The sequence below is a fragment of the Actinomadura sp. NPDC000929 genome (assembly GCF_040492065.1).
GTDB lineage: Bacteria > Actinomycetota > Actinomycetes > Streptosporangiales > Streptosporangiaceae > Spirillospora > Spirillospora verrucosospora.
On the sequence record NZ_JBEUPA010000096.1, the window covers coordinates 1 to 17061 of the forward strand.

Here is a 17061-nt window from a genome sequence, read left to right on the forward strand (position 1 = left end):
TCCCTAACCCCCCTGGTGTGCGGGGGGGCGGCGCCCCCCCCGGGGCCCGCCGCGACCGTCAGCTCCGCGACGGGTTCGGCCTGACGGTGACGTCCGAGACGACCGCGTCCCGCGGCGTCTCCAGCGCGGCGACCAGCACGCGCGCGACCGTGGCGGGGGCCGCGAAGTCGTCCTCGGCGTAGGGGTGGCCCTCCTGGGCGCGCACGCTGCGCTGCATCTCCGTGGCCGTCCGCCCCGGGTAGACGCTCGTGACGCGCAGGGACGGCTCCTCCGCGCGCAGCGAGTCGGCCAGCGCCCGCAGGCCGAACTTGCTCGCCGCGTACGCCGACCACTCGGGGTTGGCGCGCAGCCCCGCCGTGGAGTTGACGAACACCACGTGGCCCTCGGCGGCGCGCAGCGCGGGCAGCAGGAGCCGCGTGAGCTCCGCGGCCGACACCAGGTTGACCGACAGGTGCTCGATCCACTCGTCGGCCTCGGTGGCGGCGACCGTGCCCAGATGCACCATGCCCGCCGCGTGGACGACGCCGTCCAGCCGGGCGGGGATCCCGACCGCCGCGAGCCGCGCCTCGATGCGGCGCGGCTCGGTCAGGTCGAGCGGGATCGTGCCGATCGACGCCGCGCGGGGCGGCGAGGCGACCGCCCCCCGGTTGATGACCTGCGTGGCCGCGTGCGCGCCCCCGCGCAGCGTCGCCGCGAGCTTGTCCAGGCGCTCGGCGGAGCGGCCGGTGAGAAGGAGGTCGTGCCCGCGCTCGCGCAGCAGCTCCGCCACCGCCGTGCCGATGCCGCCGGTCGCGCCCGTGATCAGATACGTGCCCATGGCGCCCCATTCTCGTCGATCCCCTACCCCGGATGGACGCGCGGGACGGCGCGCTGGTTCGGCCCCGTCCCGAGGCGGGGTCGCGCTCAGTTCGGGCGCAGCACCCGCGCCGCGCCGGCGATCAGCGCCGTCACCAGCACCCACCCCGTCGCGACCAGCGCATACGCCACCCAGCGGGACCAGTTCACCGCGTCGTAGGACAGCTGCTGCCCGAACGTGTCGAGCGGGATCAGCAGGTCCAGCGTGTAGATCAGCGCGTGGAAGGACGGCAGCTCGTCCGGCGGCTTGACCGCGCGCGGATGCTCGATCGAGAACACCGTCGTCCCGACGGCCAGCAGGGTGGCGAACCACGCGAACGCCAGCCACGGCCGGTAGCCGAACCCGACCGTCCAGTCGAGCACATGGTTCCACGCCCGGGCGACCGGGTGCAGCCCGCGGCGCCGCGCCCGCATCTTGGCGAGCTGCACCTTCCGGGCCAGGTCGTCGTGACCGATGCCGTGGTACCAGCCGGCCAGCTGCTCGTACGGCTGGAGGTGGAACTCCGGGTCCCGCGACACCCAGCTGAGCCGGTGCTTGAACTCGGCGCCGCGCAGGGTCTGGTACGTCATGCCGTTCAGGTACAGCTCGTCCGGCCAGATGTCCGGATGGTCCATGACCAGGTCGATCCTGGAGTACGACAGCGACACCCGGCCCTTGATCGGCTCCGCCGGCCACAGCAGCAGCTCGTCGACCTGCATGTGGCTGGCGTGCAGGGCCATCCGCGCCGGGTCGGAGGAGTCCAGGCGGCCCCGGATGAACGACAGGACGCCGTTCACGCGGGCGCTGCGCAGGCGGACGGTGCCGAACGTGCTGAACCCGTGGCTCAGCTCGGCGGTGTCCTCGACGACGATGTTCTGCGCGTCCAGCGCGATGCGGCCCGGATTGGTGAGCGTGGTGCGTTCCATGAACAGCCCGCCGTTCATCCGCGCTCCCACGAACCGCACCCCGCCGGTGATCTCGGCGTCCCGGATGAACGCCCCGGCGTCCACGACGAGGGCGCCGCCGGAGACCGCCCACTTCTCCGGCGCCGACGCGGTGACCCGCGTCCCGTTCATCCGCAGGCCGCCGAGGATCTGCGCCCGCGGCAGCCGCACCTCCCCCTCGATCTCGGACCCGGACAGGCTGAGGAAGCCGTCCGCGCGCAGGCCGCCGCCGTCGAAGCCGGGCATCCGGCAGCCGGAGAACCGGAGCTGGCGCGTCTCGGCGTTGGCGAACACCGGCTCCTCGACGAGCCGGCAGTCCTCCAGGAGCAGCTCGGCCTCGACGCGGCCCCCGGCGACGTCCAGCCGCCCGGTGACGTAGGCGCCGCGGAGCCGGACGGCCGCGACCGCGCCGGGACGCGGCTCGCACTCGCCGAGCAGCAGCCGGGTGATGATCTCGGCGCGGACGATGCGGTCGGGCAGGGGGCCGGCCGGGCGGTCGTCGCCGAGGACGACGGCCGCGCCGGTGGGGAACGCCGTCCAGAGGCGCCGTTCCGCGTGGTTCAGTCCGGGGGGCTGGGGCACGGGACCCCTTTCTACGCGGAGACCCCTCCGCGATCAACATCGCGGAGGGGTCCCGGTGATCGGCCGGCCGGCGGTCAGAAGAAGCCCCGGCGGCGCCCGGCCTCCTGCAGGAAGCCGTCGAGCTGCTGCTCCCAGTTGGTGTGCTCGACGGTCGCGTAGTCGACCGTGAACCGGCTGAACGCGTCATGGCCCTCGGTGAACACCCCGCCGCGCTTGTCGAGCTCCAGCACGACCTCCATCGACTGCGGGTACGACACGAACGTCACTTCGAGCTGCTTGATGCCGCGCGCGTACTGCCCCGGCGGGTAGAACTCGATCTCCTGGTAGAAGGGCAGCTCCTGGTGGACGCCCCAGATGCGGCCCTTCTCGCAGTCCGCGTTGCGGAACTGGAAGCCGAGGTTGGAGAACGCCACGAGGATGCGCTCCTGCGCGGGCAGCGGGTGGACGGCGATCGGGTCGAGGTCGCCCGGGTCGAGCGCGCCCGCGACCTCCAGCTCCGTCGCGATCCCGACCGTCGTGCCGTGCAGCGGCCGCCCGTACATGTGGGTGAGCGGCGCCTCCCACGGGATCGGGAACTGGAACGGGATGCTGTGCCGCGCGCCCTCCTGCAGGCTGAACCCGCCCGCGACCGGCATCTTGGCGTACTCCAGGTTGGAGGTGTACTCGTTGTCGCCCGACTCGACCTCGACCTTGGTGCGCAGGGCGAGGTTCACCGCCTTGATGTCGGAGTTGAACTGGCCCCCGATGATGGCGATCTCGCCCGTGACGACTCCGCCGGGCATCGTGTTCGGGTCGTGCAGAACCGTCTCGATCGACGGGCCGCCGATGCCCATCGCCTGACGCAGCTTCTTGAAGACCAAGGTCCGTCCTCCCGTGTTCGAGCGACTCCCCGCGCTCTCGTCCCATAGACGCTGTTACGGGAGATTACGTTCCGGGAACTCGCCTGACCTGCGCAGGCGGTGGCCGTTCCTGGCCGTCCGCGCCGCTTGCCGGCGCCGCCGGGTCAGTGGCCGCCTCCGGCGAGGTTCAGCCCGACGACCCCGAGGACGATGAACGCGAGCGCGACGACGCGGGTCGCGGAGACCTCGTCGCCCATGAAGAGCATGCCGAGCACCGCCGTCCCGACGGCCCCGATGCCGACCCAGACGGCGTAGGCGGTGCCGACCTCCAGGTGCTTGAGGGCGACGGTGAGCAGCCCGAAGGACGCCACGGCGAACACGAGGAACCCCGCCGACTCCAGCGGCTGGGTGAAGCCCTTGCTGCCCTTCAGGCACAGGGCCATGGCGACCTCGAAGAGGCCGGCGACGATGACGAGGATCCAGGCCATGGTGGCACTCCCGGATGACGAGACGACTGATGTCACGCGCCGTCTTCGCGTTCCGGGTACGGCGCACCTCGTCCGGGAGAGACCACGCGCCCATCGTGGGCATGGCCCTCACCTCGCCCAACGGCCCCACTCCCCGGGATGTTCCCCCATGCCGGCGTACGAGAGCCCGCCTCGGACGCCTGTTGCGGCTCGATCCCCTTGCCGGACGGCTCTTCATGAGCTCTTCATCCTCTGGGGGCTCGCGCAGGCAAGGTCTGCGTGAGCTATCGGATGAAGGCTCCGCCGCGGTAGCCGCGGTGAAGGACTCACAACGGAGAGACCCGTGACGAACGAGAACAAGGCCGACCAGGCCCGCGCGGCCGAGGAGACCATGAACACCGCGCAGGACGCCCTGCGCGACGCCGGTAAGGCGTACGTGCAGGACCCGACTCCGGAGAACAAGCAGGCCATGGACGACGCCCGTGTCACTGCGGAGGAGGCCACCGCCCACTCCCGCCGCCTCCACGGCGGGAGCCAGTAAGACCCTGGCGGGAATGAGCTAGCCTCCCGCCTCGCCGGTCCCCGCGCCACCTGGCGCGGAGACCGGCACACCTTCAGGGGCGGCCCAGGGCGCGGTACTCCCAGCCCGCCGCGCGCCAGCGGTCCGCGTCGAGCGCGTGACGGCCGTCCACCACCCGTTTGTGCCGGACGACCCCGGCCAGCGCCTCCGGCTCGACCTCCCGGAAGTCCGACCACTCGGTCAGCAGGACGACCACGTCGGCGTCCCGCGCCACGTCGAACGCGCTCTCGCCGTAGGTCAGCTCGGGGAACGCCCGGCGGGCGTTGTCGAGGGCGACCGGGTCGTAGACGCGCACGTCCCCGCCGAGGCCGTGGATGGTGCGCGCCACGTCCAGCGCGGGCGCGTCCCGGATATCGTCGGAGTTGGGCTTGAACGCGGCGCCCCACGCGGCGACGCGCCTGCCGGCGAGGTCGCCGCCCAGCAGGTCCCGGACGAGGTCGACGGTGCGGGCCCGGCGGCGCCGGTTGATGTCGTCCACCTCGCGCAGGAACGACACGGCTTGGCCGACGCCGATCTCCTCGGCCCGGTGCGCGAACGCCCGGATGTCCTTCGGCAGGCAGCCGCCGCCGAACCCCAGCCCCGGCCGCAGGAACTTGCCGCCGATGCGGTCGTCCAGCGCCAGCGAGTCGGCGAGGTCCCGGACGTCGGCGCCGACCGCCTCGCAGACCTCGGCCATCGCGTTGATGTAGGAGATCTTCGTGGCGAGGAAGGAGTTCGCCGCCACCTTGACCAGCTCGGCGGTCGCGAGGTCCGTGCGGATCACCGGCGTGCCGAGGTCGAGGACGGGCCTGAACGCCGCTCGCAGCCGCTCGTGCGCCCAGTCGGACGCGACGCCGAACACCAGCCGGTCCGGGCGCAGGGTGTCGTCCACGGCGAAGCCCTCGCGGAGGAACTCGGGGTTCCAGGCCAGCTCGACGTCGGTCCCGGCGGGCGCCAGCCCCTGCACGAGGCCGGTGAGGCGCGCGGCCGTCCCGACCGGCACGGTGGACTTGCCGACGACCAGGGACCTGCGGCGCAGGTGCGGCGCCAGGGAGCTGACGGCGGCGTCGACGTAGGTCAGGTCGGCGGCGTCCGAGCCGGCCTGCTGGGGCGTTCCCACGCACACGAAGTGGACGTCGCCGAACTCCCCGGCCTCCGCGAAGGAGGTGGTGAACCGGAGCCGGCCCGAGTCGAGCGCCTTGGTGAGCAGCTCCGGCAGCCCGGGTTCGAAGATCGGGACCTCGCCCGACGCCAGCCGTTCGATCTTGTGCCGGTCGACGTCCACGCCGAGGACCTCGTACCCCAGCACGGCCATGCAGATCGCATGCGTCGCGCCGAGGTAGCCGGTCCCGATGACGGTCAGCCTCGGGGCGGCCTCCTCCTCCTGCCTCATTGCGCACCTCCTCGTGCACCGCGGGTGAATTCGCGCCCGCTTGATCTTGCCACCCCTCCCGCGCGGGGCGTAGGAGGGTGCGACTCAGGGGGCCTGGGTGACTTGGGTCACGCGACGGAGACGGGCGTGGTATCGATGTGGCCTGCCTCCTCGGAAACCGGACGATTGGGGTGGTTGTCAGTGGTTACCAGCGGGTAGCATGCTGTTGAGTTACTGACCAGTACGCAGCGGGGCCGCCGGTCGCCGCCGGAACCAGACGGAGTCTCGAATGGGGCACTACAAGAGCAACCTCCGGGACCTGGAGTTCAACCTCTTCGAGGTGTTCAGGCGCCAGGACCTCCTCGGCAGCGGCCCGTACGCCGAACTGGACGAGGACACCGTGCGCAGCATCCTCGACGAGGTGAACCGGCTGGCCGAGGGCCCGCTCGCCGCCTCCTTCGAGGACGCGGACCGCAACCCGCCGGTGTTCGACCCGGCCACCGGCACGGTCACGATGCCGGAGGGCTTCAAGAAGTCGTTCAAGGCGTGGATGGACTCCGAGTGGTACCGCCTCGACCTCGCCCCCGAGTTCGGCGGCAGCGGCGCCCCGCGCTCGCTGACCTGGGCGGTCGCCGAGCAGGTGCTGGGCGCCAACCCGGCCGTCTACATGTTCGCGTCCGGTCCGGGTTTCGCGCAGATCCTCTGGCACATCGGCACGCCCGAGCAGAAGAAGTTCGCCGAGCTGGCCCTGGAGCGCCAGTGGGGCGCGACGATGGTGCTGACCGAGCCGGACGCCGGCTCCGACGTCGGCGCCGGGCGCGCCAAGGCCGTCCAGCAGCCGGACGGCACCTGGCACATCGAGGGCGTCAAGCGCTTCATCACCTCGGCCGAGCACGACATGTCCGAGAACATCTTCCACCTGGTGCTGGCCCGCCCCGAGGGCGCCGGCCCCGGCACCAAGGGCCTGTCGATGTTCCTCGTCCCCAAGTACCTGGTGGACGTGGAGACCGGTGAGCTCGGCGAGCGCAACGGCGCCTACGTGACCAACGTCGAGAAGAAGATGGGCCTCAAGGTCTCCACGACCTGCGAGCTCACCCTCGGCGAGAAGCACCCGGCGGTCGGCTACCTGGTCGGCGACGTCCACCAGGGCATCCGGCAGATGTTCCTCGTCATCGAGTACGCGCGGATGATGGTCGGCACCAAGGCTATCGCCACCCTCTCGACCGGCTACCTCAACGCGCTGGAGTACGCGAAGGAGCGCGTCCAGGGTGCGGACATGACGCAGATGACGGACAAGACCGCTCCGCGGGTGACGATCACCCACCACCCGGACGTCCGGCGCAGCCTCATGACGCAGAAGGCCTACGCCGAGGGCATGCGCGCGCTCGTGCTGCTGACCGCGTCCTACCAGGACGCCGTGCAGCTGGCCGAGTTCGAGGGGCGCAGGGACGAGACGGCCGAGAAGGTCAACGACCTGCTGCTGCCGATCGTGAAGGGCTTCGGCTCCGAGCGGGCCTACGCGCTGCTCGGCGCCGAGTCGCTGCAGACGCTCGGCGGCTCCGGCTTCCTGCAGGAGTACCCGATCGAGCAGTACATCCGCGACTCCAAGATCGACACCCTGTACGAGGGCACCACCGCCATCCAGGGCCAGGACCTGTTCTTCCGCAAGATCCTGCGGGACAACGGCGAGGCGCTGAAGGTGCTCGCCGGGGAGATCCGGGCGTTCGCCGACTCCGAGGCCGGCAACGGCCGGCTCAAGAACGAGCGCGCCCTGCTCGGCCGGGCCCTCGACGACGTCCAGGGCATCCTCGACCCGATGGTCGGCTGGGCGCTCGGCTCGATGGAGAACCCGAAGGAGCTCTACAAGGTCGGGCTGAACTCCTCGCGCCTGCTGCTCGCCCTCGGCGACCTGATCGTCGGCTGGCTCCTGTGCCGCCAGGCCGAGGTCGCGCTCAACGCCCTCGGCGGAGGCGACGTGTCCGACTCCGACAAGGCGTTCTACACCGGCAAGGTCGCGGCCGCGCAGTTCTTCTGCCAGACCGTCCTGCCGCGCCTGGCCTCGGACCGCGCCGTCACCGAGTCCACCACCCTGGACGTGATGGACCTCCCCGAAGAGTCCTTCTAACCCCGCCGCGCTGTGGCCCTGCCCGTCCGGGCAGGGCCACAGTGCTGTCAGGCGAGCGGGCCGACGGCTAGCTCAGATGCCGGGTGAAGAACGCCGCCGCGACGTCCCCGGCGAACTGCGGGACGCCGGTGTGCCCGCCCATGTTGGCGTGCAGCGACTTCTCCTCGGAGCCGAAGGCGTCGAACAGGTCCAGGGCCGCCTGCCGGTCGTTCCCTTCGTCGTCCCACTGCAGCAGGACGTGCAGCGGAATGGTGACCTGGCGGGCCTCCTCGAACAGGACGCGAGGCACGAAGCTCCCGGCGAACAGAACGGCGGCTGCTATCCGCGGTTCGACCACCGCGAGCCGGACCCCGATGGCGGTGACTCCGCCCGAGAACCCGACCGGGCCGCCGATCTCAGGCAGCGCGAGGAGGGCGTCCAGAGTGGCCTGCCACTCCGGGACCGCCTTGTCGACCAGCGGGAGGACGAGCCGGTCCACGATCTCGTCATCGACCGGCCCACCGGCCTTCACCGCCCGCTGCAGGTCGGCGCGGGCCTGCTCGGCGGTGGCCGAGCGGGGCCGCTCACCGCTTCCGGGGAGCTCGATGGCGGCCGCGGCGAAGCCGTCCGCCGCGGACCGCCGAGCCCGGCCCACCAGGCGGGGGCGCATCCTGTCCAGCCCGCCGGGGTGGCCCATCAGGATCAGTGGAACCGGTGCCGCTGCGGACGCGGACTCGGGCGTCCACAGGATGCCGGGAACGTCGCCAAGGGTGAATTCGCGTTCAAGGAGCCCGTCGTCGAGACGCTGCTCAGAAGTGAACTGCATGGTCGTGCCTTTCGGGAGTGCTCACGAACGGCGCTCCCGGACGACCTACCGCCCGACCGTGACCCCAGAGGGGAGCACCCATGTCGAAACCAGGTTCACGGGTACCACCTCCTCTTTCTTCAGCACGGCCTCCGAAAAACTAGCAGCGCCCACCCCACCCCGCCAACTGCTTTTTCGCCAAGCCCGGCGGCCGGGTCCCGAGGTCGTCGACGAGACGCCGGCCGGCCGCTCCGAGGCTTGACAACGCCCCCGCCTCCCGGACGATCACCAAGGTCGGCGGCAAGAGCCGTCGGCTCACTGCGAGGCAGGGAGCAAAGAAAATGGCCAACACCAGCGGCCCCCAAGGCGACGACGAAGTCGCCACCGAGGAAGAACTGAAAGAAGCGCTGGATCTCGCGGGCTTCGACCCCGACAAGATCCTGGGCGACTGACGACATGGAAGGATGATTCCTCGGCTCGCCGAGGTTCCGTCTGGTTTCATGGGCGACCTCTCCGGAGGTCGCTTCTTACTTTTTGCAGCAGCCCGTGCTTCGAAGAACCCAGAGGTCTCACTCGTGAGCATCCGTACGACGCATCGCGCTTTGCTGAGCCGTCTGCTGCCCGGTGCCGAACCGGACGACCTCGCAGAGCGTCAGGGGCAATTCCACACAGTGGTCATTGGGCCAGACCGCGTCGTGTGCCTGCCTCGCACCCCGGCAGCGGCCGCCCGGCTGCCCGAGCGGGCAGCCGCACTGCACGCACTCGCCGGGCTTGACCTCGGCTTTCGCGTACCTGAGCCGCTGCTCCAAGGCGGCGCCCACGGCAACGACGAGGCACCGTTCCTGGTGCTCAGCCGCATTCCCGGGGAACCGCTGGAGGGCGAGGCGCTCAAGGATGCTCAAGTAGCCGAGACCGTGGCAGAGCAGTACGCCACGCTGCTGTCCGGCCTGGCGCGTGCCGGTAACGGCGAAACGGCACGAGCGGTTCTCCCTCACGCGGCAGAAGACCGGTGGCGGCGGTTCGCGGAGAGTGTGCGCGCTGAGCTGTTCCCGCTCATGTCCGACAATGGGCGTCTACAGGCCGAGCGGGAGCTCACAGCACTCGACGACCTTCCCCACCCCGCCCAAGCGGTGGTGCATGGCGACCTCGGCGCCGAAAACGTCCTGTGGGAGTGGACGAACGGACTGCCGCGCCTCGCCGGAGTACTCGACTGGGACGATGTCGCCCTCGGCGACCAGGCCGAAGACCTCGCTGCGATCGGTGCCAGCTATGGCCGTGGGTTCCTGGAACGGTTGCTCGCCCTGGGCCACTGGCCAGATGCCGGACTCGTCACCCGCATCACCGCGATCCGCAACACATTCGCCCTGCAGCAAGCCCTCTACGCAATCCGTGACGGCGACGAAGAAGAACTGGCGGACGGCCTGGCCGCCTACCGCTGAGCCACACCAACAGCAACCCGGGGAAGAACGGTGTCCCGGCGGAGAGGCTTCGAGCCTTCCGCCGGGACACCGCAAACGGCGGGAAGACTGAGCCTGTTCTCCCCGGCGTGGAATTCGTGCGAATTAGGTGAAACCGCACGAACTATACCGATCGGCTTGGATCACACGCAGCCGAGCGGCCTTTTCAGGCGCATGATCATCTCGCGTAACGTTCGCCGCTTGACGATCTCCGCCTCGGGCTGCTTGCGGAGCAGGGACGCCACGGCCGCGACCACGCTGATCCAGGACATCCCGATGACCTGCCAGGCCGTCGGGATCTTCTGCTCCATGATCAGGTCGACCAGCAGGCCGAGCAGCGGAATGACGCTCCACAAGATCGTGTAGACGGCGTCCCCGAGGGCCCTCCTCGCCCGGATGTGCAGGTACCGGGGGACGACGACGGTCATCAGCGCCGTGCAGAGCAGCGCCAAGAGGACCCCGCAGGACCAGCCGACCGACGGATCCTCGCCCGCCAGCATCGCCCACACGCCGAGACCGACCACGCCCAGGCCCGTGCCCAGCGCCTGGAACTGATCGGCCTCCGCGCCGCCCCGCTCGACGAAACCTCGGGACAGCGCCATGTACACGACGCCGGAGAGAGCCGATCCGATGGACCAGATGACTCCCCACGGGCTCGCGGTGATGTGCCACGCCTCGATGGAAACGGCGAGGCCCAGCACGATGAGCAGCGGCACCAGCATCGCCGCGAACCACTGCCCGGTCTTCCAGACCCCCACCGAGTAGGTCATGGTCGAGACGGCGAACGTGATCGCGTTGATGGTGGCGAGGGCAGTCCCCGCCGACATCATCGCCATCACGATCATTCCCCGGCCCGCGATGTTGCAGCCGGCGAAGACGATGACGGCCGTCACGGTCTTCCAGGTGAACCGGAGCCGCACGGGCCGCGGCTCCTCGGGACGGTAAGGACCCGGTACCTGGAACCTGAACACCACCAGCAGAGCCGCCAGCACGGTGCCGTACTCGGCCACCGTGAGGATGAGAACGACCGTCGTGAACACGATGGTCGCCTTCAAGGCCCGCCGGGTGTACCGGAACCGCTGGGACCGCGACGTCATGTGGCGGAACAGCCCCAGGATCTGGAGCCTGAACGCCACCAGCAGCATGACCATCGCGCCGATGCCGTACTCGGCCGTCGCGACGACCAGGGCCGACATCGTGATGCCCTCGAGCAGGTAGTTCTTGAAGATCGAGCGCCCGAACAGCTTTGACGAACCCTCGACGAGGGTGAGACCCGCGCCCAGGGCTATGTTGTCCGGCCTGGCGGCCGGCGTATTCCTCATTGTTCTGATCCCCTCGGACAGGCGCGCAGGAGGATCAGCCATGAGCCGGTCCCCTGGAGATCGCGCCGATGGATACGACGAGACTCCGCAGAACCGGAAATTTCTTCTGGTTTGTGAAGTTCGCACTGATCATATGCGCGACCCCCGCCGCTCGGCGGCATTCCAGCCCCGCCCTGGCCGACGGGCGCTCCGTCGGCGGCCGTGCGCCGCGACCGACGGCTCATCTCTCCCGCGCGGCACCCCCAGAACCCGCGGTCACGTGCAGCAGGCGTGCCGTCGTCCGCGGACCACTGAGGTCATGGCAGGGGCGCGTTCGCCGAGAAGGGTGCTGACGGCCCGCATGCGCGCGTGGCCATCAGGGGCGTCGAGCAGCAAGCCGCCAAGTCGGTACGGCGTGACGTTGCCGGCTGTGCACTTCGATGCGGGGAGCGTCTTGGTGGATCAGTGCCCTGAGTGCGGTCTCAGGCTTCGAGAGTCGATCTTCCAGCGCGCGGGGCTGTTGATGTTGATCACGATGTCGACGTCGTCCGGGACGGACGAGGCGAGCTCTCTCGCAGGGAGTGCCCTCCATGATCCTCCCTCGAACAGCGGTTCCGCTGGCAGTTGCGCTCGGGAGGTGAAAGCGAAGACGCCCTCGATGCCGTTGATCTCATGAACCCAGACGGAGCCGCCGTCTCCTTCGGGCCCGGTGGCGACCAACACCTCGGAGGATCGCAACCGGGCAAGCGCTTGACTTTCGTCTCCGTACCCGGCTACGACGAGTTGGATCGCAGCGTCCAGCGGGTCGGTCGGCTCGGGAAAGCCGAGCACCTCAGGTGAAGGCCGGTAATCAGAATTCTTCTTGAAAGAGTTCGTTATCTTCCCCTCTTCGTCGATGCTCCACGCTCCGACGATGCCGTACGCGGGAACGTCGTCATCGGAGTCGAAGAAGGGGTCGATCTCGTACAGCCAGGATCCCGGGTGCTGATTGGCGTACTCCAAGGCCTCCGGTGAATTGGGCGGTGTGAGGGTGCCGTCGTTGTCAGTCATCGGAACCAACCCAATCGCTGAAGTAGCGGATCTGTTCGTCAACGGGGACCACGGATTCGCAGGAGACCAGATCGGAAATATAGATCACGCTTCGGCGGTTCGGTCGCAGAATCCGTCTGCATCTCGTCCTCTGACAAGGGCGGGGCCCTGTACATGGCGGCATACGCTCGTAATGCATTAATGGACGTGATGGAAGGGGAGTCCAGTGTCAGCGCAGGTCGGCGGTTTGCTGTGTTTCCAGCCACAGGCGTGCTGCATCGGCGGCCTCACGCACGAACTCGTCCAGCCACTCCTTGGTCGGTTCCGACTCGTTGACGAGGAAGCGTAGGAGGGTGGTCAGGGCGAGAGTTTCCTGCTCGACGTCCGCTGTTTCAACGGGCTTGGCGTTTTCGGAGACAGTGGGATCCCCGAGGTATCTGCGAATCAGATTCTCGCCGACGCGCGGATTGAAGTCTCTTCCGGACTTCCGTAGAAGAAGTCGCGCGTCCGCCACGTACCGGATGAGCTGGTTGATGTCGTACCCTGCGGAGAACCTGCGCTTCACGGCGACGCCGAACGCGGTTTGGAGTACCTGCGTGTAGCCGGCCGCCGTTTGCGGCACCGCGAGGTTGTCCTGAATCGCGAGCCATGCTGCGGGACCGTCCATCAGGTATGCGCGCAGCGCGGCTTCGTGCTCGGCGCCGATCTCAACGGCCGACCAGTCGATCACTCGAAGGTCTCCTGGGCCATCTGGCGAACCTTGGTCAGAAACGCCTCCAGCTCGGCTTCGGTGAAAACCTCGTCGCCGACGAGCACCTGGAGGAGGAACATCTTGGCCTTGAAGGAGGTGTTGTCGTCCACGCTCTTCTTGGCGTCGACTGGAGCTTTGCCGAGCGCAAGATTGATGAGTAGTTCGCCGACATCCGGAGGCACGATCTCCGGAGCATTGTCCGATCGTTTCCGTGCGGCAACCACGAACTCGATGACCTCGTCATCATCGACTGGCGTTCCCTTGCCAAGGAAACGCCGGTGAACGGCCTCGAAGAACGCCGCCGTGACAAGCGCGTCAAAGCCATCTGTCTCCGCTTTGGAGCTCATCTGACCGATCAGTCGTCGGAAATCATCCATGCGCCCCGTGAGTTGGGCTCGCAACGCGTCCACCTGCTGGTCAGTTATCATCGCGCCGTCTCCTTGCAAACTCGTCCACTTTATTCTTGCCGAATTGATAGGTTCGCTCCACTATCATGAACGCGGCCACGGCCGCGATCGCGATGTCCGCACCGTGCACGCCTTGGTTCGGACCGTCCGGGGATGAATGGTACTGGGTGCCGGTAGCCGTCTTCCCCTTCGGCGGGGTGGGTTTGGGGAGCGCATCTCCGAGGTCCGAGGAGATGTCGTTCACATTTTTCTGCATGTCATCGGAGTTATCCCGAAGGGCGCGCATGATGCGCTTCGAATAATCTTCGTCCTCCGGATCCGATTCGGTGAGGTCCTGCTCTTCGTCGACGGGGGTGAGTTCGCCTCTGTGCGCGGCCCACATGCCGGCGGCGGCGGGGTCGAGGTCCTCGCGGGTCGGTAGGGAGGCGAATGGGTCATTTGCCTCCTCTGGAATCGAGGACTCGGCGGGGTCCTCGGTTTTCCTACCATGGCCGTGCCCAGCGTCGTCGGATTCGCCGATGCTTCCGCCTTCCGCTCCCTGGGCGCGGGTGTCCCTAGGCTCCTCCGGCTCCGAACCGAGGTCGTCTTCAACGTCTGCGGGTGGCTCGGGTTCCTCGACGGCATCGTGGTCAGGCTGGACGGGCGGCTCGCCGTCGGTGGGTGCGGGTGGTGTTTCGGCGTCCGGCTCGGTTTCGGGGGCCGGCTGGGCATCTCCGAGTTGCTCGCCGGTCTCGGCGGGGGGCTTTCCGTCCGCAGCCTCGGGGTTCGTTTCGGCCGGGCGTTCGACGTCCTCCGCTCGGTTGTCGAGGATGCCGTGGTCGAGCGGTTGTGCGTCCTGCGGAGGCGTCTGGCCGGCGCCGTCGGCCGGCTCGTCGGTGCTGGAAGTCTCCGGGGCCGGGGGCTGGTCATCCCGTGGCTTCGGGTGGCTCGGCATGTCCTGCTCGCCGAGTGGCTGTTCGCCGGGGGCAGCCGGGTCTGTGTTGTCCGGTTCGCTGTCGTCGTCGGCGGGAGGTTCTGCCTCGGCCGGGCGCTCTTTCGGTGTGACCGGCGGGTCGGGCTCGGCCGCGTCCGCTTCGTTCTCGTCGGGTTCGAGCTTCTCGCCTCGGGCTATCGCCATCGAATCCGCGCGGGGCGTGCCGGAGGTGCCGGGAGGTCGCTCCGCGTGGGGTTCGGGTGTGCCCGGCGTGGTCTCGGCTGGGGGCTCCGGCTTCTCGCCTCGGGCGATGGCGAGGGAGTCGGCGCGGGGTGTGCCGGTTCTGTTGGGGTCGTCGTTGGGGTCGTTGCTGTTCTCGGCTCGGATGCTGCGGGCGGGTGGCGGCGTCTCGCGGTTCTCGTTCTGAGGTTCTGGTTTTTCGCCTCGGGCGATGGCGAGGGAGTCGGCGCGGGGTGTGCCGGTTCTGTTGGGGTCGTCGTTGGGGTCGTTGCTGTTCTCGGCTCGGATGCTGCGGGCGGGTGGCGGCGTCTCGCGGTTCTCGGTTGGGGGTTCTGGTTTTTCGCCTCGGGCGATGGCGAGGGAGTCGGCGCGGGGTGTGCCGGTTCTGTTGGGGTCGTCGTTGGGGTCGTTGCTGTTCTCGGCTCGGGCGCTGCGGGCGGGCGGCGGCGTCTCGCCCTTCTGGTCTGTCGGCTGCTGCGTGGCTGCGCGGCCGTCCGGGCTGGACTTCTGCCCAGGCGGCCCGGGCTGGTCGTCGGTCTCCACCTTGGTGTCGGTCCTGGTGGGATGCTCGACGCCCACGCTTCAGCCCTTCCGCAGATGAAACTCGACCACGGTCAATGCATCGCTCGTACTGCCGGATGTTTCCGATGGCGTGCGGGGCTGGCGTCCGGTCACATCGACTGCCCATTGAAGCGTGATTGTTGGAGATTGGCACGCTTCGCTGATCGCAGAGGCGAATGTCTCTTTCGAAAGCGCGGCAGGCTCGTCGATGGTCCGCGTCTTCGGCGGCGCTGTCTTTGGCCGCTGTCGAAGAGTGGCATCGCGTGCCGGTAACTCCGGCGACTTGCAGGTTTGGCTGCAGGAGTTCGCTCGATGAGGTCCGGCGTCCTCGATGGGGTTCTGGCGGGGGGTGGGGTGGTTGACTACTGTTGCCCGCGTCCCTCGCCCGTCCCCCTCCCCGAGCGGATGAACGATGCGTGCGCTGCCCCTCGCCGTCTCTTCCATCGGCCTGCTGCTCGTGGCCGGATGCGCCGACGCCGATCTGGCCGAGAAGGTCGCTCCGCCGACGGTTCGCACGGGCGCCGCTCTGCCCACCGTGCAGCCCGCGGGCGCGTACGCCAAGGAGGGGTGGTTCGGGGGCGCGGACGGCCTGCACGCGCGTGTGGCCATCAGGGGCGTCGAGCGGCAGGCCGCCAAGTCGGTGCTGCGCTACAGCGTGACGTCGCTGGACTCGTCGGTGAAGTCGGTCCCGTTCGAGATCGCGCTGCTGGACGCGGCCGGGCGCAAGCTCTACAAGCCCACCGGGACCACCAGCGGCTCCGGCTTCGCGCCCGGCACGACGCGCGAGATGACCGCCGACTATCCGCCGATCCCGGCGACCGTCCAGAAGGTCACCGCGATCACGCCGGGGACGGCCGGGGAGTTCACCGGGATCCCGGTCGCCGCCGCGTCGGCCACGCCGTCCGCGCCGGGGACGCCGTCTGTCTCGTCCGCGCCGCCGAGTGGGTCGCCCTCGTCTTCTCCGTCGGCGTCGTCCACTCCCTCGGTCGGGGCCGAGCCGTTCATGGCGGGTGCTCCGTCCCCGATCACGACCTCCCCGTCGGCTACGGCGTCGTCCCTGCCGAGCGGGAACCCCGTGGAGCTGTACGACATCGTCGAAGAGGAGGGGCGGACTGTCTCGTCCAACGGATCGAGCGTCACGGTCGGTCTGCGCAGCGATGCCCTGTTCGAGGCTGGTTCGGCCAAGCTGACGGGCGGGGCCAAGGCCGCGCTGGACGGGGTCGCCCAAAAGGTCAAGGGGCAGGCGGCCGGAGCGCTGACGCTTGTGGCGCATGCCAGTGACGCCAAGGTGTCCGGGGATCGGGCCCAGGCCCTTTTGAACGAGATGAAGACCCGGCTCGGCACCGGTTTCACCTACACGGCGAACGGGCGGCAGGACGGTGACGGGGTCGACGTCACCTACCAGCTCAAGTCGTCGGCGCCGGGTTCCGGTTCACCGGCGACCTTCCGGGCGCAGGACCGGCAGAAGATGGCGTCGCGCACGGCTCCCTTTGGAGCCGCCAAGAGGCGCCTTGAGGTCAAACCCTTCTACCGGGACGGCACCTACATCGTCGCCGTGTTCGACATCGTGAATGAGGGGCCCGGCACCACGCCGCCGGACGCGTCCTACCCGAACCCGAATTATCCGGGCGGAGTGTTCGGAGCGTTCTCGATCCAGGTGCCGGGCAAGAAGGACGTCTACCGCGCCGTTCGTGTCGGTCCTCCCACGCCGGGGCGTCCCACCAACTACGTCGACGCTGGACGGGTCGTGTTCCGCACTGCGGTCAACGAGCCCGTCCGCGGCTTCGTCTACCTTCCCGCCCCGCCCGGCGACGTCACGTCCGTGACTTTCGACGCCGGGCCCTTCGGCAAGGTCGAGAAGGTTCCCGTCTCCTAGCGGTAGGCCGAGGACGCAC

General features: G+C 69.1%; 15 protein-coding genes and 1 riboswitch. Of the genes, 4 read left to right on the plus strand and 11 right to left on the minus strand.

The genetic code is table 11. The features are described from left to right. Window positions 1–58: 58 nt before the first annotated feature. From ABWI04_RS27865 to ABWI04_RS27880, 4 genes are all read right to left on the minus strand, one after another. Window positions 59–817: an SDR family oxidoreductase gene (locus ABWI04_RS27865; RefSeq protein ID WP_345171142.1), complete on the minus strand. Its 759-nt coding sequence runs from the start codon at window positions 815–817 to the stop codon at window positions 59–61. An 86-nt stretch (window positions 818–903) separates the two neighbouring features. Further along, window positions 904–2361 (minus strand): hypothetical protein, encoded by a 1458-nt coding sequence (locus tag ABWI04_RS27870; RefSeq protein WP_353834295.1) that lies wholly within the window; start codon window positions 2359–2361, stop codon window positions 904–906. Window positions 2362–2435: 74 nt separating this feature from the next. Next, window positions 2436–3221, minus strand: a complete 786-nt coding sequence (locus ABWI04_RS27875; RefSeq protein WP_345171138.1) for a sporulation protein — start codon at window positions 3219–3221, stop codon at window positions 2436–2438. A gap of 143 nt (window positions 3222–3364) precedes the next feature. Continuing rightward, entirely contained in the window at window positions 3365–3688 is a 324-nt protein-coding gene (locus ABWI04_RS27880; RefSeq protein ID WP_345171136.1) for a DMT family transporter, read from the minus strand. Between the two features lie 33 nt (window positions 3689–3721). After that, window positions 3722–3785, minus strand: a riboswitch (guanidine-III (ykkC-III) riboswitch). Window positions 3786–4010: 225 nt separating this feature from the next. Between ABWI04_RS27880 and ABWI04_RS27885 the strand changes: the two genes are divergently transcribed. Further along, the gene (locus ABWI04_RS27885) at window positions 4011–4208 is read left to right on the plus strand and encodes a hypothetical protein (RefSeq protein ID WP_345171134.1); all 198 of its coding nucleotides are present in this window, start codon (window positions 4011–4013) and stop codon (window positions 4206–4208) included. A gap of 73 nt (window positions 4209–4281) precedes the next feature. On the opposite strand, the gene ABWI04_RS27890 is transcribed toward ABWI04_RS27885, so the two are convergent. Beyond that, window positions 4282–5619, minus strand: coding sequence for a UDP-glucose dehydrogenase family protein (locus tag ABWI04_RS27890; RefSeq protein WP_353834296.1), 1338 nt, complete (start codon window positions 5617–5619; stop codon window positions 4282–4284). Between the two features lie 268 nt (window positions 5620–5887). On the opposite strand from ABWI04_RS27890, the gene ABWI04_RS27895 reads away from it, so the two are divergent. Beyond that, on the plus strand, window positions 5888–7723 hold the full coding sequence (locus ABWI04_RS27895; RefSeq protein ID WP_353834297.1) for an acyl-CoA dehydrogenase: 1836 nt from the start codon (window positions 5888–5890) through the stop codon (window positions 7721–7723). A gap of 67 nt (window positions 7724–7790) precedes the next feature. Here ABWI04_RS27895 and ABWI04_RS27900 read toward each other — a convergent pair whose 3' ends face one another. Continuing rightward, the gene (locus tag ABWI04_RS27900; protein ID WP_353834298.1) at window positions 7791–8528 is read right to left on the minus strand and encodes a dienelactone hydrolase family protein; all 738 of its coding nucleotides are present in this window, start codon (window positions 8526–8528) and stop codon (window positions 7791–7793) included. Window positions 8529–9082: 554 nt separating this feature from the next. Here ABWI04_RS27900 and vph point away from each other — a divergent pair. Then, window positions 9083–9946 (plus strand): viomycin phosphotransferase, encoded by an 864-nt coding sequence (gene vph / locus ABWI04_RS27905; protein ID WP_353834299.1) that lies wholly within the window; start codon window positions 9083–9085, stop codon window positions 9944–9946. A gap of 161 nt (window positions 9947–10107) precedes the next feature. Here the strand turns inward: vph and ABWI04_RS27910 are convergent, their stop codons facing one another. The 5 genes from ABWI04_RS27910 to ABWI04_RS27930 all read right to left on the minus strand — a co-directional run bounded on the left by ABWI04_RS27910 (window position 10108) and on the right by ABWI04_RS27930 (window position 15184). Further along, entirely contained in the window at window positions 10108–11286 is a 1179-nt protein-coding gene (locus ABWI04_RS27910; protein WP_345171124.1) for a DMT family transporter, read from the minus strand. A gap of 441 nt (window positions 11287–11727) precedes the next feature. Continuing rightward, window positions 11728–12315, minus strand: coding sequence for a type VII secretion system-associated protein (locus ABWI04_RS27915; protein WP_353834300.1), 588 nt, complete (start codon window positions 12313–12315; stop codon window positions 11728–11730). A gap of 208 nt (window positions 12316–12523) precedes the next feature. Beyond that, complete coding sequence (locus ABWI04_RS27920) at window positions 12524–13024, minus strand: hypothetical protein (protein ID WP_353834301.1); 501 nt, start codon at window positions 13022–13024, stop codon at window positions 12524–12526. Next, complete coding sequence (locus ABWI04_RS27925; RefSeq protein WP_353834303.1) at window positions 13021–13473, minus strand: hypothetical protein; 453 nt, start codon at window positions 13471–13473, stop codon at window positions 13021–13023. Before ABWI04_RS27925 ends, ABWI04_RS27920 begins: the two co-directional genes overlap by 4 nt. Continuing rightward, on the minus strand, window positions 13463–15184 hold the full coding sequence (locus ABWI04_RS27930) for a hypothetical protein (RefSeq protein WP_353834304.1): 1722 nt from the start codon (window positions 15182–15184) through the stop codon (window positions 13463–13465). Before ABWI04_RS27930 ends, ABWI04_RS27925 begins: the two co-directional genes overlap by 11 nt. Window positions 15185–15578: 394 nt before the next feature. On the opposite strand from ABWI04_RS27930, the gene ABWI04_RS27935 reads away from it, so the two are divergent. Further along, window positions 15579–17042 (plus strand): hypothetical protein, encoded by a 1464-nt coding sequence (locus tag ABWI04_RS27935; protein ID WP_353834305.1) that lies wholly within the window; start codon window positions 15579–15581, stop codon window positions 17040–17042. Window positions 17043–17061: the final 19 nt, after the last annotated feature.